The sequence below is a fragment of the Streptomyces sp. NPDC054813 genome, assembly GCF_053611365.1.
In genome coordinates, this window is record NZ_JBSHAF010000030.1 from 93,176 (window position 1) to 115,184 (window position 22,009).

The following is a 22,009-nucleotide window of genomic DNA, read 5'->3' on the forward strand; positions in this document are numbered from 1 at the left end:
GGGGTTCCCGGGGCGTGCGCAGGGCTATGAGCAGCGCTTTCCGTTCGCAGGCGGGGTGCCCTTGAGGAGGTAGGCGTCGATCGCCGAGTCGATGCAGGCGCTGCCCCGGCCGTATGCGGTGTGGCCGTCGCCGACGTACGTGAGGAGCCGGGCCGAGGCGAGCTGGCGGGCCAGGGACCGGGCCCAGGGGTACGGCGTCGCCGGGTCACGGGTGGTGCCGACCACGACGATCGGGGCGGCGCCCTTCGCCTCGATGCGGTGCGGCTCACCCGTCGCCCGCACCGGCCAGTACGTGCAGTTCAGCGAGGCCCACGCCAGGTTGGCCCCGAACACCGGCGACGCCTTCTCGAACTCGGGCAACGCCTTCTCGACCTGCTCGGGGCCGGTGAAGGCGGGCGGCAGGTCCAGGCAGTTCACCGCGGCGTTGGCGAACATCAGGTTCGAGTAACGGCCGTCGGGATCACGCTCGTAGTAGCTGTCGGAGAGCGCGAGCAGGCCCGCGCCGTCGTTCTCCTTCATCGCCGCGTGCAGTGCGTCACGCAACTTTTCCCACTCCGCCTGGTCGTACATCGCCGCGATCACCCCGGTCGTGCCGAGGGACTCGGTGAGCTTGCGGCCGTCCGCGTCGCCGGTCGGGATCGGGTGTGCGTCGAGCTTCCGGAAGAACGTACTGAGGTTGTCCGCGATCTGCGCCGGTGAGCTGCCCTTCGCGCCCAGCGGACAGTCCGTGCGCTTCGCGCAGTCCTTCGCGAACGACTGGAACGCCGTCTCGAACCCCGCCGTCTGCTCCAGATTCATCTGGCGCGCGGACAGGGAGGGGTCCATCGCGCCGTCCAGGACCATCCGCCCGACCCGCTCCGGGAACAGCCCCGCGTAGGTCGCGCCGAGGAACGTGCCGTACGACGCCCCCACATAGTTCAGCTTCCGGTCGCCGAGCACCGCCCGCAGGATGTCCATGTCGCGCGCCGAGTCGGCGGTGGAGACATGGCGCAGCAGCTCCGCCGAGTGCGTCCCGCACGCCTCCGCGAACTTCTTGTACTCCCCGACCAGTTCGGCCGTCTCCTTCCGGTCGTCGGGCGTCACGTCGGTCTCGCTGTACGTGTCCATCTGCGGTCCGTCGAGGCACTCGACGGGCTCGCTGCGGGCGACCCCGCGCGGGTCCATCGCGACCATGTCGTAGTGCGCCCGCACCTCGGAGGGGTAGCCGATGCCGGCGTACTGCTGGAGGTAGTCCACCGCCGAGCCGCCCGGGCCGCCCGGGTTGACCAGCAGCGAACCGAGCGGCTTGGCCTTGCCGGTCGCCGTCTTCCGGGCGACCGCCAGCCGCACGTCACCCGCGCCGGGCTTGGCGTAGTCGAGCGGGGCCTTCATCGTCGCGCACTGGAAGCCGGGGACGCCGCAGCTGCGCCAGCTGAGCTTCTGGTCGTAGTACGGCGCCAGCGCGGACGGGGTCGAGTGGGGCAGCGCGGCCAGCTGGGCGATGCCGGCCGAGGCCGATGTCGACGCGCTTTCCGGGGAGGAGCACGCGGAGACGAGCAGGGCGGCGGCCGACAGCAGAGCCGCCGCGGTCAGGGCGCTGGTGCGAGTCCGGGTACGGCGGAGGGTTCGCCTGGTGTGCATCAATCGAGCGTAACGCTGAGAGATGATCTCCGTGCGGTGCGTGTTGACTGTGGCTCGTACGGGTGACCCCGGTCAACCACGGGCTGTCTCCCCCGCTCAGCCCGCTCTGAGCGCCATCGTCATCGCCTCCACCGCGAGCAGCGGCGCCACATTGCGGTCGAGGGCGTCCCGGCAGGCGGCGATCGCCTCGATCCGGCGCAGCGTGGACTCGGGCGAGCCGGCCCGGGCCAGCCGGTCCAGGGCGTCCTCGGCGTCCCCGTTGGCGATCGCGACCCTGGAACCCAGCTGGAGGGCGAGAACGTCGCGGTAGAAGCCGGTGAGGTCGGTGAGGGCGACGTCGAGGCTGTCCCGCTGGGTTCGGGTACGACGGCGCTTCTGCATGTCCTCCAGGTCCTTCATCACACCCGCCGTGCCGCGCGGCAGCCGCCCGCCCTCGGTCGCGCCGAGCGCCGCCTTCAGCTCCTCGGTCTCCTTGCCGTCCATCTCCTCGGCGAGCTGCTTGGCGTCCTCGGCCGCCGCGTCCACCAGCTCCTGGGCGGCCTTCAGACACGCGCCGATCTCGTCCAGCCGCAGCGGCAGCTTCAGCACGGCGGCACGGCGCGCACGGGCGGCCGGGTCGGTGGCCAGCCGGCGGGCCCGGTCGACATGCCCCTGGGTGGCTCGGGCGGCGGCCGCGGCCGCCTCGGGCTCGATGCCCTCACGCCGTACGAGCATGTCGGCGACCGCCTGCACCGAGGGGGTGCTGAGGTTCAGGTGGCGGCAGCGGGAGCGGATCGTGGGCAGCACGTCCTCGATCGACGGTGCGCACAGCAGCCAGACCGTGCGGGGGGCGGGCTCCTCGACGGCCTTGAGGACGGCATTGGCCGACTTCTCGTTCAGCCGCTCGGCGTCCTCGACGAAGATGATCTGCCAGCGGCCGGTCGCCGGGGACGTGTAGGACTTGCGGACCGTGTCGCGCATGTCCTTGACCAGGATCTCCGAGCCGACGGCGGCGACCGAGGTGACATCCGCGTGGGTGCCGATCAGGGCGGTGTGACAGCCGTCGCAGAAGCCGCAGCCGGGGGCTCCGCCGAGGGCGCGGTCGGGGCTCACGCACTGCAGGGCGGCGGCGAAGGCCCGCGCCGTCTGGTTCCGGCCGGCGCCGGGCGGGCCCGTGAAGAGCCAGGCGTGCGTCATCTTCGACGTCTCCGGCAGCGGCTGGTCGGCCGCGGCGGCGGTGACCAGGGCGTCGGCGTCCCGGGCGGCGGCGGTGAGCACCTCGCTCACCCGCTCCTGCCCGACGAGGTCGTCCCATACGGTCATGGGTCACGCCGCCCTTCCGTGCGTCACGCGTCCTGATCCCTGATTCCGGATCCGGAGGCCACCGGTTCCGTGGCCTCGCCCTCCATTGTGCGGGCGCCCACTGACAACGGGTTCCGCACCGACAGGTCCCGCGCCGACGGCAACGGGGGCGGCACCGGTCGGCACTCCGACCCGCACCGCCCCCGTACGAGCGCTTCCGGCCCTCGGGACCGGGTCAGCCGCGCCGCCCGCGACCCCGGCGGCCCCGCTCGTCGTCGAGCTCCTCCTCGTACGACCCCAGCAGTTCGTCCGCCAGCGACGGCAGGTCGTCCAGCGGGGTCTCCTCGGCCCAGTCGGGCCGGGGGCGCTGCCGCCGGGCCGCACCGTCGTCGTCGACCTGCGGCAGCTCGCGCGTACGGCCCTCGGAGCCGTCAGGGTTCCCGTCCGACCCGCCCGACCGCTCGTCCCGGAAGAAACCGGGCGGCACCCGGTCCGCCGGGGCGTCGGCGGGAGCGGTGGCGTCGTCGCGCACCGGAGGCAGTACGGCGGTCTCGTCGGCCGCGCGCACCGGAGGCAGTACGGCGGTCTCGTCAGCCGCACCCACCGAAGGCAGCACGGCCGTCTCGTCCACGGCCGTCGGCGCCACCGAAGGCAGCACCGCAGTTTCGTCGGACGCCCCCGCCGGCGGCTGCGGCAGCTGCGCCGTCACCTCGGACTCGGACTCCCGGGCGGCGGGCTCGCGGTCCGCACGCACCGGGCGCAGCACTGCCGTCTCGTCCACCGCGCGCGCCGGGGCCGACGGCGGTTCGTCGTCCGGCCGCACCACCGGCGTCGGCATGGTCGTCGCCTCCGGAGTCACACCGGGCGCGTTCGGCCGCGGCGCGGACGACTCCCGGGCGGCCACGTCGGCCGCGGCCGCCGCCTCCGCCGCGGCACGCCGCGCCTGCTCGGCCTTGAGCAGGGCCTCCTCGGCCTTGCGCTGCTTCTCCAGGCGCCGTTCCTCGGCCTCGGCGTGCAGCCGGGCCTCCTCCTCGGCCTGCTGGCGACGCCGCTCCTCTTCGGCCATGCGGCGGGCCTCCGCCTCCGCGCGGGCCTTCTCCTCGGCGAGCAGCCGGGCCTGCTCCTCCTCGGCGCGGCGACGGGCCTCCTCGGCACGCAGCCGGGCCTCCTCCGCCTGCCGTTCGGCCTCGCGGCGCTGCGCCTCCTCCAGCTCGCGGCGCTTGCGCTCCTCCTCCTCGGCACGGAGCTTGGCGAGCTGCTCCTGGCGCTCCCGCTCCAGGCGCTCCTCCTCGGCCTTGCGCGCGGCCTCTTCCTCGGCCTTGCGGCGGGCCTCCTCCTCGGCGGCCTTGCGAGCCTCCTCGGCGGCCTTGATCTCGGCCTCGGACAGCGGCAGCACGGTGTCGAGCCGGGCCCTGATGACGGTGGTCACCGACTCGGGTTCCTGGCCGGCGTCGACGACCAGGTAGCGGCCGGGGTCGGAGGCGGCCAGCGTCAGGAAACCGGCCCGCACGCGCGCGTGGAACTCGGCGGGCTCCGACTCCAGCCGGTCGGGTGCCTCGGTGAACCGCTCGCGGGCGGTCTCCGGCTCCACGTCCAGCAGGACCGTCAGATGCGGGACCAGTCCGTCGGTCGCCCAGCGGTTGATGCGGGCGACCTCGGTCGGGGACAGGTCGCGGCCGGCGCCCTGGTAGGCGACCGAGGAGTCGATGTACCGGTCGGAGATGACGACCGCACCGCGCTCCAGGGCGGGCCGGACGACGGTGTCGACGTGCTCCGCGCGGTCGGCGGCGTACAGCAGCGCCTCCGCACGGTGCGACAGGCCGGCGGACGAGACGTCGAGCAGGATCGAGCGCAGCCGCTTGCCGACCGGGGTGGCGCCGGGCTCGCGGGTGAGGACGACCTCGTGTCCCTTGGCGCGGATCCACTCGGCGAGGGCCTCGGCCTGGGTGGACTTCCCGGCGCCGTCGCCGCCCTCCAGGGCGACGAAGAAACCGTTGGTCGTGGGCGCCTGCGCCGGGTCGTCGCCGCCGAGCAGCGCGTCCCGCAGGTCGTGCCGGAGCGGTACGCCCGCGCGGTCGTCGACCTTGGCAAGGACCAGCGCGGCCACCGGCAGCAGCAGCGCGCCGACCAGCATCAGGGTGAACGCGGCGCCGCCGTGCGCGAACACGAACTTGCCGTTCTCCAGCCGGTGCGGCCCGATCAGGGCGGCCACCAGGGGCGCGATCACCGCGCCGAGCGCTATGGCGACCCGGACCACCGCGTGCAGATGCTCGGTGGTGCGGGCCTTGCGGTAGTCCTCGGTCTCCTGGTCGAGCAGGGTGTGCCCGGTGTTGGCGGCCACGCCCGCGCCGATGCCGGCCAGCGCGACGATCAGCAGCACGGTGGTGACGTCCGGGACCAGGCCGCCGGCCAGCAGCGCGATGCCGGTGAAGGCGATCGCCAGCGACAGCAGCCGACGGCGGGAGAGCGTCGGCAGCAGCGCGGGCGCCGTACGGATGCCGACGGCGACCCCGCCGGTCAGCGCGAGCACCAGCAGGCCGTACAGCACCGGGCCGCCGCCCAGGTCCTTGGCGTGCAGCACGGAGACGGCGACCGCTGCGGAGATGGCACCGGCGACGGCGGCGCAGGCCGTCACCAGCAGCGGGATGGCGCCGGTACGGCCCCGGTCGGTGCCGGCGCCGGCCTTGGGGCGACGCAGGCCCTCCAGCGGCGACCGTGCGCGCGGGGTGCGCGTGCCGGGCACCTCCAGGTAGACCAGCACCGAGAGAGAGGCGGCGAACAGACCCGCCGCCACGTACGACCCGAGGGCCGCCTGGTGCTGGGCGAACCACTCGATGCCCGTGCCCAGCAGGTTGTTGACCAGGGAGGCGACGACGAGCGCGGCGGCCGCGAGCGGGACGGCCAGGAAGGTCGTCCGCAGCGACAGGCGGCGCAGTGCGTCCTGGTGGTCCGGCAGCGGTCGTACCGTCGCGCCCTCCGGGGGCGGGGCGGGCAGCAGCGCGGGGGCTGCGCTCTCCCGGCAGACCGTCCAGAAGCGCTCGGCGACTCCGGTGACGAAGGCCGTCACCAGCAGCACCGCCGGGGCGTTCTCCGGTGTCCAGTCGATCCACAGGGGCGCGATGATCAGCAGGGCGGCACGCAGGCCGTCGGCGCCGACCATGGTCCAGCGGCGGTCCAGCGGGCCGTCCTGAGCGGTCAGCGTGGTCAGCGGGCCCAGCAGGACCGCGCCGAAGAGCAGGGTGGCCAGAATGCGCACCCCGAAGACGATCGCCACCGCGAACGCCACACCGCGGTAGCCGCCGCCGAACGAGCCCTGCGCGATCGCCGCTTGAAGCGTGAGCACGACAAGCACGAGAAGCGCCAGCGTGTCACCCACACCGCTGACTAGCTGGGCGCTCCACAACCGCCTCAGCTCGGGTCGGCGCAGCAGCGAGCGGACGGCGCGTTCGCGGGAATCCGCTACCAGTGCGTCGTCCGGTTCTGTCTGGGGGGCCGTTGGCTGCTCGGCTGGCGTCATGCTTTCAGCCTATCGGCAGCCGCCGACAGCCCGACGCGACCGTCCACAGGTACGCACGCCCCGACACCAAGTTGATGCCGGGGCGTTCGCATTGCGAAGGCGGTGTGAACCGGTGTAGCCGATTTGAAACGACCTGACCGATATGAGCCGATGCAGCCGGTATGACTACCTGAGGGTGACTCAGTCCTCCGCGGCCGCCTTGGAAGCCGTCGCCTTCTTGGCGGCCGTCTTCTTGGCGGCCGTCGTCGTCTTGGCGGCGGTCTTCTTGGCAGCCGTCTTCTTCGCGGGCGCGGCCTTCTTTGCGGCCGCCGTCTTCTTCGCGGGCGCCTTCTTCGCCGTCTTCTTGGCGGGCGCCTTGGCCCGCTTCTCGGCGAGCAGTTCGAAGCCGCGCTCCGGGGTGATCTCCTCGACACTGTCGCCGGAGCGCAGGGTCGCGTTGGTCTCCCCGTCGGTGACGTACGGCCCGAAACGGCCGTCCTTCACTACGACCGGCTTCTCGCTGACCGGGTCCGTGCCCAGCTCCTTCAGCGGCGGCTTGGCGGCGGCCCGGCCCCGCTGCTTGGGCTGGGCGTAGATCGCCAGCGCCTCTTCGAGGGTGATCGTGAAGAGCTGGTCCTCGGAGGTGAGCGAACGCGAGTCCGTGCCCTTCTTCAGGTACGGCCCGTAGCGCCCGTTCTGCGCGGTGATCTCCTGGCCGTCGGCGTCGGCGCCGACGACACGCGGCAGCGACATCAGCTTGAGCGCGTCCGCCAGGGTGACCGTGTCCAGGGACATGGTCTTGAAGAGCGACGCCGTGCGCGGCTTGACCGCGTTCTTGCCGGTCTTCGGGGTGCCCTCGGGGAGCACCTCGGTGACGTAAGGGCCGTAACGGCCGTCACGGGCGATGATCTGGTGGCCCGTCGCCGGGTCCGCGCCCAGCTCGAAGTCGCCGCTCGGCTTGGCGAGCAGTTCCTCCGCGAGCTCGACGGAGAGCTCGTCGGGCGCCAGGTCCTCCGGCACGTCCGCGCGCTGGTGGCCCTCGGAGTCCTTCTCGCCGCGCTCGACGTAGGGGCCGTAGCGGCCGACCCGCAGCACGATGTCGTTGCCCACCGGGAACGACGACACCTCGCGCGCGTCGATCGCGCCCAGGTCGGTCACCAGCTCCTTGAGGCCGCCGAGGTGGTCGCCGTCGCCGTTGCCGGCGTCGGCCGCACCGCCCGTCGCCGCGCCTTCGCCGAAGTAGAAGCGCCGCAGCCAGGGCACCGCCTGGGCCTGGCCCGCCGCGATGCGGTCGAGGTCGTCCTCCATCCTGGCGGTGAAGTCGTAGTCGACCAGCCGGCCGAAGTGCTTCTCCAGCAGGTTGACCACGGCGAAGGAGAGGAAGGACGGCACGAGGGCCGTGCCCTTCTTGAAGACATAGCCGCGGTCGAGGATCGTGCCGATGATCGACGCGTACGTCGACGGGCGGCCGATCTCGCGTTCTTCCAGCTCCTTGACCAGCGAGGCCTCGGTATAGCGGGCCGGGGGCTTGGTGGAGTGCCCGTCCACCGTGATCTCCTCGGCGGAGAGCGCGTCGCCCTCGCCGACCTGGGGCAGCCGGCGCTCGCGGTCGTCCAGCTCGGCGTTCGGGTCGTCGGCGCCCTCGACGTAGGCCTTGAGGAAGCCGTGGAAGGTGATCGTCTTGCCGGAGGCGCTGAACTCCACGTCCCGGCCGTCGGCGGCGGTACCGGCGATCTTCACGGTGACGCTGTTGCCGGTCGCGTCCTTCATCTGGGAGGCGACGGTCCGCTTCCAGATCAGCTCGTAGAGCTTGAACTGGTCGCCGGTCAGTCCGGTCTCCGCCGGGGTGCGGAAACGATCACCCGAGGGACGGATCGCCTCGTGCGCCTCCTGGGCGTTCTTGACCTTCCCGGCGTACACGCGGGGGGACGAGGGCAGGTAGTCGGCGCCATACAGCTGCGTGACCTGGGCCCGGGCGGCGGCGACGGCCGTGTCGCTCAGCGTCGTGGAGTCCGTACGCATGTAGGTGATGTAGCCGTTCTCGTACAGCTTCTGCGCGACCTGCATGGTGGCCTTGGCGCCGAAGCCGAGCTTGCGGCTGGCCTCCTGCTGGAGGGTCGTCGTACGGAACGGGGCGTACGGCGAGCGGCGGTACGGCTTGGACTCGACCGAGCGGACCGCGAACCGGGTGTTCTCCAGGGCGGCGGCGAGGGCGCGGGCGTTCGCCTCGTCGAGGTGGAGGATGTTCGCGCTCTTGAGCTGCCCCAGCGAGTCGAAGTCACGGCCCTGGGCGACGCGCCGGCCATCGACGGCCTGCAGGCGGGCGACGAGCGACGAGGGGTCCGACGGGTCGCCGGCGCGGCCGGTCGCGAAGGTGCCCGTCAGGTCCCAGTAGTCGGCGGAACGGAATGCGATGCGGTCGCGTTCCCGCTCCACCACGAGCCGGGTCGCGACGGACTGGACACGGCCGGCCGACAGGCGCGGCATGACCTTCTTCCACAGGACCGGCGAGACCTCGTAGCCGTAGAGGCGGTCGAGGATACGGCGGGTCTCCTGGGCGTCGACCATGCGCTGGTTCAGCTCGCGCGGGTTGGCGACGGCCTCGCGGATCGCGTCCTTGGTGATCTCGTGGAAGACCATCCGCTTGACCGGGACCTTGGGCTTGAGGACCTCCAGGAGGTGCCAGGCGATGGCCTCGCCCTCGCGGTCCTCATCGGTGGCGAGGAAGAGCTCGTCGGAGTCCTTCAGCAGGTCCTTGAGCTTCTTGACCTGCGCCCTCTTGTCGGCGTTGACGACATAGATCGGCTCGAAGTCGTGCTCGACGTCCACGCCGAGGCGCCGGACCTCGCCGGTGTACTTCTCGGGCACCTCCGCGGCGCCGTTGGGAAGGTCACGGATGTGCCCGACGCTCGCTTCGACGACGTATCCGGGGCCCAGATAGCCCTTGATCGTCTTCGCCTTGGCAGGCGACTCGACGATGACGAGTCGGCGGCCGCCCTGTGCGGTCTCGCTGGTCGGGGACAACTTCGCTCTTCTCTCCGGTCGACGCTGGGGCCTCCCCAGGCCTTGCTCCCGGGGTCGTGGCACAGGCACCGATGCCCGCTCACTTGGTGACGCTGCGGAGTGTGACGGTACATCCCGCCCCCGTGTCAAACGGGAAAAGCCCACAACGGCCACTCGAACGGTAACCCGACTACCGTCATTCCTGCCGCCCGGAGTCCCCGGCCGCTCTCCCGGCCCTGTCCGGAGCGTGATGCTCCGATTACCGGAACGGCATCCTCAGAGGCGGGTCAGGCAGTACGCCCCGAGGCCCAGCGCGATCACCGCGGCAAAGCTCGCGAGGGTCGCCGATGCGACCTGACTCACACCTTGGGCGACGGGTTCACCACGTCGGACCCGGATGCCGGTCCACACCAGCAGTGCGCCTCCGAACAGGGCGAACACCGCCCCCGCGAAGATCGCCGGTCCGTTCTCCATGACCCGCGCGCCCCTTCCCTGCCGTCCGCGACTGCCCAGCGCCGGGAGACTGACACGGACGGACGGACGGCGGGAGGCCGGTGGGCGAAATCGAGGTGAACGAGACACATTCACCATCTCGAACATACGACCGACTAGCTACGAGGCGAACATTCTCGCCACATTTTTCCGGCCCTTTTCCTTTCCCGGCGTGTCCGGGGGACGGCCGGAACGCCCGGGCAGCGCCCTGCCGAGGCCGACGCGTCCCGGCCGGGGCGGGGCGGGGCGGGGCAGCGCGGCCGGGCGGAGCGGGGCGGGGCGGGCCAGGCGAGGCGGAGCAGCACGGCCGGGCAGACCGGGCAAACCGGGCCGGACAACCGGCTCGATGTGTCCCGCGGATCGGTCGGCAGGCCGGCACACCCCGCCGCGCGTCGGAACCCGCGCCCTTCGCAGGCGGGGCCTCCCGGTCCGGCCTCCCGGTTTCGTCAGCTCGCCGGCTCCAGGAACCCCTGCTCCACCAGCAACCGGATCTGTGCGGGCGTGCGGTCGCGCAGCAACACCGGGTCCTCGCCCATCAGCTGAGCGATGGCGTCGAGAATCCGACCCGCGCTCAGCGAGCCGTCGCACACCCCTGCGAACCCGGCGCCCACCGTGTCCACCTTGGTCGCGCGGCGCATCCCGCGGTGCTGGCGCAGCACCACATGCTCCGGGTCCTCGGCGCCGGGCAGCCCGACCTGCTCCTGGACCACCTCGACGGCGAGCCTGAAGTGACCTTCGAGCAGATCCGCGTCGTCATGCTCACGGAGATAGTCGAGGCGGTCGAAGTGCGCGCGGATCGTCTCACCGAGCGGCTGTTCGATCGGATGCGGCCACTCCTCCACCGTGACCGAGGGCACGGCTGCAGCCGTCTTCCGCAGCGTGATCCAGCCGAATCCCACGCCCTTGACCTTGCGCGCCTCGAACTCGTCGAGCCACGCGTCGTACCGCGCCTGGTAGTCCGCCGTGTCCCCGCGGTGGTCACCGGAGTCCCGGAGCCACAGCTCGGCGTACTGGTTGACGTCCTGCACCTCGCGCTGCACGATCCACGCGTCGCAGCCGCGCGGCACCCATGACCTGACCCTGTCCTGCCAGTCCTCCCCCGCGACGTGCTGCCAGTTGGCGAGGAACTGCGCGAACCCGCCCTCGGCCAGCCGCTCCCCGGCCTGTTGAACGAGCGAGCGGCACAGATCGTCCCCGCTCATCCCGCCGTCCCGGTACGTCAACCGGGCACCCGGCGAGATCACGAACGGCGGGTTGGACACGATGAGGTCGTACGACTCCCCGTCCTTGACCGGCTCGAACAGCGAGCCCTCGCGCAGGTCGGCCGCCGGGGCGCCGGACAGCGCCAGCGTGAGCGCCGTGATGTGCAGCGCGCGCGGGTTGAGGTCGGTCGCCGTCACGCGCGTGGCGTGCTGGGCGGCGTGCAGCGCCTGGATCCCGGAGCCGGTGCCGAGGTCGAGGGCGGCGGAGACGGGCGTACGGACGGTGATGCCGGCCAGCGTCATGGACGCGCCGCCGACACCCAGGACGACGCCCTCGTGGCGCTGCCCGATGCCGCCGGCGCCGCCGACCGCGCAGCCGAGGTCGGAGACGATGAACCAGTCCTCGCCGTCGGGCCCGCCGTACGGCCGTACGTCCACGGTGGCCGCGACCTCGTCGCCGCCCGCGCGGGTCAGCCAGCCGCTCTCCACAAGGTCGTCCACGGGCAGCATGTCCGCCACGCGCGCGTGCGGCACGGGCTGCTGGAGCAGGAACAGCCGGACGAGCGTCTCCAGCGGTGTGTCCCCGCGGGTGGCCCGGAGCGCGGGCACCGTCTCGCTGCGGGCCAGCGCCGCGTACGCGGGCGCGCCGAGCAGCTCCAGGAGCCCGTCGGCGGTGAAGGAGGCGCCCAGCAGGGCGGTGCGCAGCCGGGCGGCGACGTCGGGGCGGTCGGAGGCGGGCAGGGTGGCGAGGCCGGAGTCAGTCACGCCCTCCATTGTGGCCCGCGCCCCCTTCCGGCCACCGCCTCAGCTCGCGTCGGCCGAGGCCTTACGGACGACCGTCGCCCCATCGGCGCTTGTCACCCCGAGGACACCGATCGACCCGTAAGCACCCGTCACCCCGCGGGCGCCCCACGACTCCCGGCACCCGTCACCCCGCGGGCGCCCCAGAAATCGCGGCACCCCGCAGGCACCACGACTCCCGGCACCGCTCAGCTCTCGGCACCCCACGACTCCCGAAGGGGTCGCCGTGGCCCCACGACGGCTGTCGACCCACGCCGTCGACCCACGCCTTCAGCTCGCGGTCGACGAGGCCGACGCCGACGCCGTCACGGAGACCTTCTTGCAGCTGGCCTGCTCGGCGATCGCGTCCTTGACCTCGCCCTGCTCCAGGGCCTGCAGCGCCTCGGTGCCGCTCTTGTTCTGGGTCTCCAGGTCCGCCATCTGGGAGGCGACGTCGTGCAGACCGGAGGCGAACTTCGCCTGGTCCTTGGTGTCGAGCGCGTCGACCTTCTTCTTCAGGGCGGCGTAGGACGAGGAAAGGCTGTTGAGGTTCTTGACGACGTCCTGCTGACGCTTGGCGCCGTCGTCGATCCCAGGGGGCGCACCGGCGCCCCCGATGGCCGTGGCGAGCGCCTTGTAGCCGTCGGACATGTCCTGGAAGGCATGGGAGTCGGTCTTCTGGATGGTCGCGGGCGAACTCGTGGTGTCCGAGGCCGTCTGCGCGATGGCCGCGTTGGCCGCCTTGATCTTCGCGTCCTGCGCCGGCACCGCGTCACACACGGTCTTGGCCCAGGCGATCAGCTTGGGGTCGGTGCCCTTGTTGCTGCTGCACCCGGACAGTGCCACTACCAGTACCGCACCGCCGGACAGTGCGGCCGCGAGCTTCTTGTTCACCGGATAGGTCCCTTCAATGGCTCTCGGCCCCCGGAATCTACACGGCACACGGACAGCACCCTCATGGAGAGCATCCATTAAGTGAGCTTTTAGGTGGATCTGCACCACGAGAGAGAAGGCTCACGACGAGACGACGGGCACACCCGGAGCCGGACCGCACGGCCGCCTACGACCGCCCATGACCACTCATGACGACCGCGCGCGAGAACCGGCGAGCGCCCCCGGCGCACGAAACGGGCGGACGGCGTGTCAGCACACGCCATCCGCCCGCTCGTTGGCCCGGCTCCCTCGCGAGAGCCCCGGTGGCCGTCGTAAGACCGCTTACGAAACCACCGCTGGATCGGCCGACTTGGCCACGCGTTCCGCGCTGTCCTCGTCGTCGCCGACGGTGATACCGCGCCGCTTGGAGATGTACACCGAGCCGACGATCACGATCAGCGCGACGACCGCGATCATGATCCGGACGCCGATGCTCTTGTCATGGCCGTACGAGAACTTGATCACCGCTGGCGCGATGAGCAGCGAGACCAGGTTCATGACCTTGAGCAGAGGGTTGATCGCGGGTCCCGCGGTGTCCTTGAAGGGGTCGCCGACCGTGTCGCCGATCACCGTGGCGGCGTGGGCCTCACTGCCCTTGCCGCCGTGGTGGCCGTCCTCGACGAGCTTCTTGGCGTTGTCCCAGGCACCGCCGGAGTTGGCCAGGAAGACGGCCATCAGGGTGCCCGCGCCGATCGCGCCGGCGAGGTAGGAGCCGAGGGCTCCGACGCCGAGCGTGAACCCGATGAAGATGGGCGCCATCACGGCGAGCAGTCCCGGCGTGGCCAGCTCGCGCAGGGCGTCCTTGGTGCAGATGTCGACGACCTTGCCGTACTCGGGCGTCTCCGTGTAGTCCATGATCCCGGGGTGCTCGCGGAACTGCCGCCGCACCTCGTAGACCACCGAACCCGCCGACCTCGACACCGCGTTGATGGCGAGTCCGGAGAAGAGGAAGACGACCGCCGCGCCGGCGATGAGGCCGACGAGGTTGTTGGGCTGTGAGATGTCCATCGACAAGGTCAACGGAGCGCCCGCACCGGTCAGTTTCACTCCCACGTCCTGCACGTTCGTGGTGATCGCGTCCCGGTACGACCCGAAGAGCGCCGACGCCGCGAGGACGGCGGTGGCGATGGCGATGCCCTTGGTGATGGCCTTGGTGGTGTTGCCGACGGCGTCCAGGTTGGTGAGCACCTGCGCGCCCGCGCCCTGGACGTCGCCGGACATCTCGGCGATGCCCTGGGCGTTGTCGGAGACCGGCCCGAAGGTGTCCATGGCGACGATCACACCGACCGTGGTGAGCAGGCCGGTGCCGGCCAGCGCCACCGCGAAGAGCGCCAGCATGATCGACGTACCGCCGAGCAGGAACGCCCCGTAGACGCCGAGGCCGATCAACAGGGCGGTGTAGACGGCCGATTCGAGGCCGATCGAGATGCCGGCGAGGACCACCGTGGCCGGTCCGGTCAGCGAGGACTTGCCGATGTCCATGACCGGACGCCGGTTGGTCTCGGTGAAGTAGCCGGTCAGCTGCTGGATGACGGCTGCCAGCAGGATGCCGATGGCGACCGCGACCAGCGCGAGGATCCGCGGATCGCCGTCCTTGGCCCTGATGGCCGCGTCGGAGATGCCGTCGAGGTCGGCGTACTTCCCCGGCAGGTACACGAAGACCGCGATCGCGACCAGCGCGAGCGAGATCACCGCGGAGATGAAGAAGCCGCGGTTGATGGCGCTCATGCCGCTGCGGTCGCTGCGGCGCGGGGCGACCGCGAAGATGCCGATCATCGCGGTGAGCACACCGATGGCCGGTACCAGGAGCGGGAAGGCGAGACCCGCGTCCCCGAAGGCCGCCTTGCCGAGGATCAGCGCGGCGACCAGGGTCACCGCGTAGGACTCGAAGAGGTCGGCCGCCATGCCCGCGCAGTCGCCGACGTTGTCGCCCACGTTGTCGGCGATGGTCGCGGCATTGCGCGGGTCGTCCTCCGGAATGCCCTGTTCGACCTTGCCGACCAGGTCGGCGCCGACGTCGGCGGCCTTGGTGAAGATGCCGCCGCCGACACGCATGAACATGGCGATCAGGGCGGCGCCGAGGCCGAATCCTTCGAGCACCTTCGGCGCGTCGGCCGCGTACACCAGCACCACACAGGAGGCGCCGAACAGGCCGAGCCCCACCGTGAACATGCCGACCACGCCGCCCGTACGGAAAGCGATCTTCATGGCTTTGTGCGAGACGGCGGTGAGATCCTTTTCCGGTTCGCCTTCCGCCGGGGTGGCTTCCCGGGCGGCCGCGGCGACGCGGACATTGCTGCGTACGGCGAGCCACATGCCGATATAGCCGGTGGTCGCCGAGAAGGCCGCGCCGATCAAGAAGAAGATCGATCGGCCGGCGCGTTGATTCCAGTCGTCCGCGGGCAGCAGCAGGAGCAGGAAGAACACCACGACGGCGAATACGCCGAGGGTGCGCAGCTGCCGGGTCAGATAGGCGTTCGCGCCTTCCTGGACCGCCGCTGCGATCTTCTTCATGCTGTCGGTGCCCTCGCCGGCCGCGAGTACCTGGCGCACCAGGATCCAGGCGACCACGAGCGCGGCCAGCGCCACGACGGCGATCACCGCGACCAGGACCCGGTTGTCGTCGGTCAGGACCGCGGCCGCCAGCGTTGTGGGGTGACCAAACTGATGAGGGGTAGAAAGCCCCGCCATTCGTCCTCCTTGACGCTTGGGCTGAGCTCAAGATGTGGACGGATTCTAGGTACCCGCGAGTGATCTAAACAGGGGACGGTAAGCGGAATTGGCCTTCTCGTGCTCTTCAGCAAATGATCGAGGTCACGCCGACGAACCCGAAAGAGGTAACGCCCTAAAAGCATTGACGATCACCACTGGCCTATTCGGCGCTTGATCAAATTATCGGGCGATCCGCCGGGCCATTGATCGTGAATTCTTTCACGAATTCGGCGACCGGGTGACATCCGAAGGGAAATAACAAGAAGGGCCCTGCTCAGCAGGGCCCTGCTCATGATCGGGTGACTCTCAGGTGAGCGCGACTCCGGGCGGGGTGGTCGGCCAGGTCATGCGGATCAGGCCGCCGTGCTCCCCGGCGGTGACCTCCACGTCGTCGACGAGACCACTGATGACCGCGAGGCCCATCTCGTCCTCCTCCGCCTCCACGTCCGCGTCCGGCGCCGCACCGGTCGCCCGGTCGACGGGGACGGAACGGGGTGCCTCGTCGCCGACCTCGATGGAGAACTGTTTCTCCTCCTCGATCAGCGCCACCCGCACCGGCTCGGTGATGCCGGCGCTCTGGTGCAGACCGACAGCGCGGGAACAGGCCTCGCCGACGGCCAGCCGGACCTCGTCCAGGACGGCCTCGTCCACTCCGGCCCTGCGTGCCACCGCCGCCGCCACCAGTCGGGCGGTGCGGACGTGCTCGGGCAGCGCGCTGAAGCGGAGTTCAACGGTGGCCATACGTCCCCCTCGGAACTACAGGCGTGCGGTAGGGGGGCCGGATCGCCGAAAACCCGGCCCCCCGATGAATTGCGTCCGCCGCGGGCCTGCGACCCGTGAACGGCTGCCGGCACGGGCATGCGGGCCCGAGCGGGCGGGGGCGACACGGGCCTGCGTACGGCTCTGTACGAGCCCGTGTCGGAGGCCGACCGGACGGCGCGGACCGATCGGCGGTCCGGGAGACGTCGGCCGGCCCGGGTCAGTCGGTGGCCGCCACCGCTTCCTCGACCGAGGTGTGGATCGGGAACACCTTGGTGAGACCGGTGATTCGGAAGATCTTCAGAATGCGCTCCTGGTTGCAGACCAGGCGCAGTGAGCCCTCATGAGCTCGCACCCGCTTCAGGCCGCCGACCAGCACGCCGAGCCCGGTGGAGTCGAGGAAGTCCACGCCCTCCATGTCAACGACGAGGTGGAAATTCCCGTCGTTCACCAGCTCGACCAGCTGCTCGCGCAGCTTGGGCGCGGTATATACGTCGATTTCGCCACCGACCTCAACGACCGTGCGATCGCCGACGGTACGGGTCGACAGGGACAGGTCCACGAATCCTCCAGCACCTTGCTATCGAGCGGGTCGCCCCTTGGGACACCTCGGCTTGCGGCCCCCGGGACGGTACGCCAGCCGCGATGGCATTCAATCACTTACCGGCAGGCGTGCACGACGCCTTGGCCCCATTGTCCGTCACGCCAGTGACACACTCGGTCCCGATGGCCATAAATCACCGATCCGATCGACCCTCGGCTCCGGCCGCGTCCGGGTTCTCTCCGGACACGGTCCTGGACCGGCTCGCGTCCGGGCCGAGCCGGGCTTCGCGCATCACTCATACGGAGCACTTGCCCCCGCGGGCGGGTCGGCATGCCGTCTGGCCTGACCGGATTCGTTCGGAGGTTGTCGCGGCGGTGCAGGCGTGCGGCATCGACCATCCCTGGGAGCACCAGGCGCTGGCCGCCGAGCACGCCCTGGACGGCGCCTCGGTGGTGGTCTCGACCGGCACCGCCTCCGGCAAGTCGCTGGCCTATCTCGTGCCGGTCCTCTCCGCCCTCCTGGACGGCTCCGAGGCACCCAACGGCCGTGGTGCCACTGCCCTCTACCTGGCGCCCACCAAGGCACTGGCGGCAGATCAGTGCCGATCGGTGAAGGAACTTTCACAACCGCTGGGCACCGCCGTACGGCCCGCGGTGTACGACGGCGACACCCCGTACGAGGAGCGGGAGTGGGTCCGCCAGTACGCCAACTACGTGCTCACCAACCCAGACATGCTGCACCGCGGGATACTTCCCGGGCACGCCCGCTGGTCCTCCTTCCTGAAGTCGCTGAAGTACGTCGTCATCGACGAGTGCCACACCTACCGGGGCGTCTTCGGCTCGCACGTCGCCCAGGTGCTGCGCCGGCTGCGCCGCCTGTGCGCCCGCTACGGCGCCTCCCCGGTCTTCCTGCTGGCCTCCGCGACCGCCGCCGAGTCGGCCGTCGCCGCCCGCCGTCTCACCGGCCTGCCGGTCGTGGAGATCGCCGAGGACGCCTCCCCGCGCGGCGAGCTGGTCTTCGCCCTCTGGGAGCCGCCGCTGACCGAGCTGCACGGCGAGAAGGGTGCCCCGGTCCGCCGTACCGCCACCGCCGAGACCGCCGATCTGCTGACCGACCTCGCCGTGCAGGGCGTGCGGTCGGTCGCCTTCGTGCGCTCCCGGCGTGGCGCCGAGCTGATCGCCCTCATCGCGCAGGAACGGCTGGCCGAGGTCGACCGTTCCCTCGCCCGGCGTGTCGCGGCCTATCGCGGCGGCTACCTCCCCGAGGAGCGGCGCGCCCTGGAACGCGCGCTGCACTCCGGGGAGCTCCTCGGACTTGCTGCCACGACGGCCCTGGAGCTGGGTGTGGACGTCTCCGGGCTGGACGCCGTACTGATCGCCGGGTACCCGGGTACGAGGGCCTCTGTGTGGCAGCAGGCGGGTCGGGCGGGCCGCTCCGGGCAGGGCGCCCTCGCGGTCCTGGTGGCCCGCGACGACCCGCTGGACACGTTCCTCGTCCATCATCCCGAGGCCCTGTTCGACCAACCGGTGGAATCGACGGTCCTCGACCCCGACAACCCGTACGTCCTAGCCCCGCATCTGTGTGCCGCCGCGGCCGAGATCCCGCTCACCGACGACGACCTCGACCTGTTCGGCCCGGCCTGCGAGGAGCTGCTGCCGCAGCTGGAGGCCGCGAAGCTGCTGCGCCGCCGTACCAAGGCCTGGCACTGGACCCGGCGGGAGCGGGCCGCCGAGCTGACCGACATCCGCGGCGAGGGCGGGCGCCCGGTGCAGGTCGTCGAGGCGGGCACGGGGCGGCTGCTCGGCACGGTGGACGCCGGCGCCGCGCACTCGACGGTCCACGAGGGCGCGGTCCACCTGCACCAGGGCCGCACCTACCTGGTGCGCTCCCTGGACCTGGAGGACTCGGTCGCGCTGGTCGAACAGGCCGAGCCGCCGTACTCCACGGTCGCCCGCGACACCACGGCCATCTCCGTCCTGGAGACCGACATCGAGGTTCCCTGGGGCGACGGCCGCCTCTGCTACGGCTCCGTCGAGGTCACCAACCAGGTGGTCTCCTTCCTCCGCCGCCGGCTCATCACCGGCGAGGTGCTGGGCGAGACGAAACTCGATCTCCCGCCTCGGACGCTGCGCACCCGCGCGGTGTGGTGGACCGTCACCGAGGACCAGCTCGACGAGGCCCGGATCACCCCGGAGATCCTCGGCGGCGCCCTGCACGCCGCCGAACACGCCTCCATCGGCCTGCTCCCGCTCTTCGCGACCTGCGACCGCTGGGACATCGGCGGCGTGTCCGTCCCCCTGCACCCCGACACGCTGCTGCCGACGGTCTTCGTCTACGACGGCCACCCGGGCGGCGCGGGCTTCGCGGAGCGCGCCTTCCACACGGCCCGCGCATGGCTCACGGCCACCCGGGAGGCGATCGCCGCGTGCGAGTGCGAGGCCGGGTGCCCGTCCTGCATCCAGTCACCCAAGTGCGGGAACGGGAACGATCCGTTGCACAAGCGGGGGGCGGTGCGGCTCCTCACGGTGCTTCTGAAGGGGGCGCCGGACTAGGTGGTTGCCTGGGTGCGGGCGCGTGGGGGCCGGTCGCGCAGTTCCCCCCGCCCCCGAAGGGCGCGTTGCAGCGGGGGCCGGCTCTTGCCCGGACCTCTACCGTGAACGGCCCGCCGCCCGAGGCCACCGACACGTCCGAGACGTCTCCCACGATCACGCACCGCGTAAGCCGCGCACCCTGTGCGCGTGCCACCCGGTCGGCCTGTGCGCAGGCCCCCGCGGTCCCTTCGGCCCAGTGTTCCGCCGCCGCGAGCGCGGCCAGGTCGGCACCACCCGCCGCCCGATGCCGGACTGCCACGGACTGTCCCAACGCAAGCAGGACCCCGAACACGACGCAGAGGACCCCGATCGCGCCGACGCTCCAGACGGTGGCCGACCCCCGATCCGAATACCTGCGTCTCACGGCCCCACCTCCTCCGCCAACGCCACCGCCGACTCCCGTACTTCGAACGGCAGCGATCCGAGCACCGGTGGCCTCGCCACCACCGTCACCCGGACCTGGTCGCCCTCCCGGCCGACGGTCACCGTCGCGCCGTCCGGTGCCGCCGCCTTCGTCACGGCGACCACCGCGCCCTCGGCGTCCTGCCGCGCGGCGGCCCGCGCCCCGGTGCGGGCGGCGTCCACGCACCGGATCTGGGCGGCCACCACGAGCAGCCCCCACACCAGCGCCATCGTGAACGCCACCAGCACCGGCAGCACCACGGCCGCCTCCGCCGTCACGAACCCGCGGTCCATCCCGCGCCCCCGCTCACATCCGCGCACTGAGGGCTCGTTTCACGATGTCCTGAAGCTCCGCACTGACCTGCCCGCTCGTCACGACCGCGTAGAGCACCGCCGCGAACCCGACTGCGGCGATGATCCCCATCGCGTACTCGGACGTGACCATTCCGGCGTCCCGGCGCAGCAACTTCCGCATCTTCCGGTACATCTCGACTCCCTTGAATCCCGAATTCGGTGATCTGTTCCTGTTGACGGCCCGTTATCGCCCCTTTTATCCACCGCCCCCTCGCATCACCCCGCCCGCCAGCCCGATCACCACGGGCAGCACCCCGACCGCGATGAACGCGGGCAGGAAACACAGCCCCACCGGCGCGGAGATCAGCACGGCCGCCCGCCGCGCCCGCGCGGTCGCGCTTCTCGCCCACTCCGCGCGGGCGTCCGCGGCGAGCCGGGCGACCGGAGCGGCCGCCGGCAGCCCGGACTCGTCCGCGCGCTCCAGCAGCCGGGCGAGGGCGGCGGCCCCCGGCAGTGCCGCCAACCGCCGCCAGGCGTCCGCCGGTTCGCCGCCCAGCCGGACCTCAGCCGCACCCCGCGCGAGCCCTTCCCCGACGGGACCGCCGAGCGCCTCGCCGACGGCCTGCGCGGCGACCACCGGGGCCGCCCCGGCGGCGATGCAGGCGGCCAGCAGGTCGGAGGCGAGCGGGAGTTGGCGTGCGGCCCCAGACGCCTCGACCTGCGCGGCCCGTCCCGCGTCTCCCTGCCGGCGCCGCCACCGCCACAGCCCCGCGGCCACACCCAGGCCCAGCAGCGCTCCGGCGACCCCACCGACCAGCACCCAGCCGCCGCACACCACACCGACCACCGGCAGCCATCCGCGGACGGCACCTGCGACGTCGGAACGCCGCTCAGGCATCTCCAGGGCCAGCAGTTCGGCCACCCTGCGCCTGGCCCGGCGCCTGCGCCGGGCCCGCTCCAGCCGCCACGCCGACCAGCCCAGGACCAGCAGCACCGCGACCGTCGCCCCCAGCCTGTGGACAACCTCCGCGCTCATACCGCCTCAGCTCCCCGCACGATCCGGGCCGCCCACCACATCCCGGTGCCCTCGAACACCACTCCGACGACCAGGCAGCCCAGCCCGACACCGGTGTGCAGCAGTACGCGCAGCGGGTCGGCGCCCATGGCCGAGCCGAGCAGAAGACCGAGGGCGGGCAGCGCGGCGAGCAGCACCGCGGTGGCCCGGGCCCCGGACAACTGGGCGCGCAGGTCGGCGCGCTGGTCCCGTTCGGCGCGCAGGGCCGCCTCCAGGCGATCGAGGCCGGCGGCAAGCCCGGCACCCTGGTCGACGGCCACCCGCCAGCACGCCGCGAGCCCCAGCAGGCCGTCGGCGCCCGACTGGCGCGCGGCCGTCGCGAGCGCGCCCGGCACGTCCCCGCCGAAGCGTGCCGCCGCCACCACGGCCGCCTGGGCCTCGCCGAGCCCTCCGGAGTCCCGAGCGGACCGCAGCAGCGCCTCGCCGGGCTGCCGTCCTGCGCGCACCTCACCGGCGAGCGCCCCGCAGAGCACGATCACCGCGTCGGCGCGCGCCTGCCGGATCCGCCCCGCCTGGCGGGCCAGCCGCAGCCGGCGCAGCACCGGCACTCCGGCCGCCCCCGCGAGGAGCGGGAGCACCGAGGCGGCGACGAGGGCCAGCGCGATGCCGACGGTCAGGGCCCACCACTCGCCCCGCCAACGGCCGCGCAGCCGCCGCAACTCCCCGGCCGTCTGCTCCCACAAGGGTGGTCCGGCCGCCACCGCCCCGACCCCGGCGAGCAACAGCCGCGCCCGCCGTACCTCGCGCTGCCGCTCGGCCAGGAGCCACGCCATGACTCCGCCGCACACCACGGCCGCACCCACCGTCGTCTCACCCATCGCACGA

The 22,009-nt window shown here is 72.0% G+C and carries 16 protein-coding genes; 1 reads left to right on the forward strand and 15 read right to left on the reverse strand.

The genetic code is table 11. The annotated features are described in order from the left end of the window. Positions 1 to 24 precede the first annotated feature (24 nt). From ACWGJB_RS42105 to bldG, 10 genes are all read right to left on the reverse strand, one after another. The gene (locus ACWGJB_RS42105; RefSeq protein WP_453385302.1) at positions 25 to 1,620 is read right to left on the reverse strand and encodes an alpha/beta hydrolase; all 1,596 of its coding nucleotides are present in this window, start codon (positions 1,618 to 1,620) and stop codon (positions 25 to 27) included. A gap of 96 nt (positions 1,621 to 1,716) precedes the next feature. Further along, positions 1,717 to 2,922 (reverse strand): DNA polymerase III subunit delta', encoded by a 1,206-nt coding sequence (locus ACWGJB_RS42110; RefSeq protein WP_453385303.1) that lies wholly within the window; start codon positions 2,920 to 2,922, stop codon positions 1,717 to 1,719. Between the two features lie 214 nt (positions 2,923 to 3,136). Next, positions 3,137 to 6,418, reverse strand: coding sequence for a dTMP kinase (gene tmk, locus ACWGJB_RS42115; protein WP_453385304.1), 3,282 nt, complete (start codon positions 6,416 to 6,418; stop codon positions 3,137 to 3,139). Between the two features lie 180 nt (positions 6,419 to 6,598). Beyond that, positions 6,599 to 9,421: a type I DNA topoisomerase gene (gene topA, locus ACWGJB_RS42120; RefSeq protein WP_453385305.1), complete on the reverse strand. Its 2,823-nt coding sequence runs from the start codon at positions 9,419 to 9,421 to the stop codon at positions 6,599 to 6,601. A 255-nt stretch (positions 9,422 to 9,676) separates the two neighbouring features. After that, positions 9,677 to 9,874 carry a hypothetical protein gene (locus ACWGJB_RS42125; protein ID WP_453385306.1) on the reverse strand — a complete coding sequence of 66 codons (198 nt, stop codon included), beginning with the start codon at positions 9,872 to 9,874 and terminating at the stop codon, positions 9,677 to 9,679. Between the two features lie 464 nt (positions 9,875 to 10,338). Beyond that, positions 10,339 to 11,868, reverse strand: coding sequence for a DUF7059 domain-containing protein (locus ACWGJB_RS42130; RefSeq protein WP_453385307.1), 1,530 nt, complete (start codon positions 11,866 to 11,868; stop codon positions 10,339 to 10,341). Between the two features lie 297 nt (positions 11,869 to 12,165). After that, positions 12,166 to 12,768 carry a small secreted protein gene (locus tag ACWGJB_RS42135; RefSeq protein WP_453385308.1) on the reverse strand — a complete coding sequence of 201 codons (603 nt, stop codon included), beginning with the start codon at positions 12,766 to 12,768 and terminating at the stop codon, positions 12,166 to 12,168. Between the two features lie 321 nt (positions 12,769 to 13,089). Next, positions 13,090 to 15,498: a sodium-translocating pyrophosphatase gene (locus tag ACWGJB_RS42140; RefSeq protein WP_453385309.1), complete on the reverse strand. Its 2,409-nt coding sequence runs from the start codon at positions 15,496 to 15,498 to the stop codon at positions 13,090 to 13,092. 327 nt (positions 15,499 to 15,825) lie between these two features. Further along, positions 15,826 to 16,260 (reverse strand): ATP-binding protein, encoded by a 435-nt coding sequence (locus tag ACWGJB_RS42145; protein WP_453385310.1) that lies wholly within the window; start codon positions 16,258 to 16,260, stop codon positions 15,826 to 15,828. Between the two features lie 238 nt (positions 16,261 to 16,498). Beyond that, on the reverse strand, positions 16,499 to 16,840 hold the full coding sequence (gene bldG / locus ACWGJB_RS42150) for an anti-sigma factor antagonist BldG (protein ID WP_010986038.1): 342 nt from the start codon (positions 16,838 to 16,840) through the stop codon (positions 16,499 to 16,501). Positions 16,841 to 16,923: 83 nt separating this feature from the next. On the opposite strand from bldG, the gene ACWGJB_RS42155 reads away from it, so the two are divergent. Continuing rightward, positions 16,924 to 19,374, forward strand: a complete 2,451-nt coding sequence (locus ACWGJB_RS42155; protein WP_453385311.1) for a DEAD/DEAH box helicase — start codon at positions 16,924 to 16,926, stop codon at positions 19,372 to 19,374. Here ACWGJB_RS42155 and ACWGJB_RS42160 read toward each other — a convergent pair. The 5 genes from ACWGJB_RS42160 to ACWGJB_RS42180 all read right to left on the reverse strand — a co-directional run bounded on the left by ACWGJB_RS42160 (position 19,343) and on the right by ACWGJB_RS42180 (position 22,002). After that, entirely contained in the window at positions 19,343 to 19,777 is a 435-nt protein-coding gene (locus ACWGJB_RS42160) for an Rv3654c family TadE-like protein (protein WP_453385312.1), read from the reverse strand. The two genes, ACWGJB_RS42155 and ACWGJB_RS42160, sit on opposite strands and share 32 nt — an antisense overlap. Next, positions 19,774 to 20,109 carry a TadE family type IV pilus minor pilin gene (locus ACWGJB_RS42165; protein WP_453385313.1) on the reverse strand — a complete coding sequence of 112 codons (336 nt, stop codon included), beginning with the start codon at positions 20,107 to 20,109 and terminating at the stop codon, positions 19,774 to 19,776. Before ACWGJB_RS42165 ends, ACWGJB_RS42160 begins: the two co-directional genes overlap by 4 nt. Before the next feature lie 13 nt (positions 20,110 to 20,122). After that, positions 20,123 to 20,302, reverse strand: a complete 180-nt coding sequence (locus ACWGJB_RS42170) for a DUF4244 domain-containing protein (protein ID WP_450761559.1) — start codon at positions 20,300 to 20,302, stop codon at positions 20,123 to 20,125. A gap of 63 nt (positions 20,303 to 20,365) precedes the next feature. Then, entirely contained in the window at positions 20,366 to 21,145 is a 780-nt protein-coding gene (locus ACWGJB_RS42175) for a type II secretion system F family protein (protein WP_453385314.1), read from the reverse strand. Next, a complete protein-coding gene (locus tag ACWGJB_RS42180; RefSeq protein WP_453385315.1) occupies positions 21,142 to 22,002 on the reverse strand; it encodes a type II secretion system F family protein in 861 nt (286 codons plus the stop codon). The genes ACWGJB_RS42175 and ACWGJB_RS42180 overlap by 4 nt, the downstream gene beginning before the upstream one ends. Positions 22,003 to 22,009: the final 7 nt, after the last annotated feature.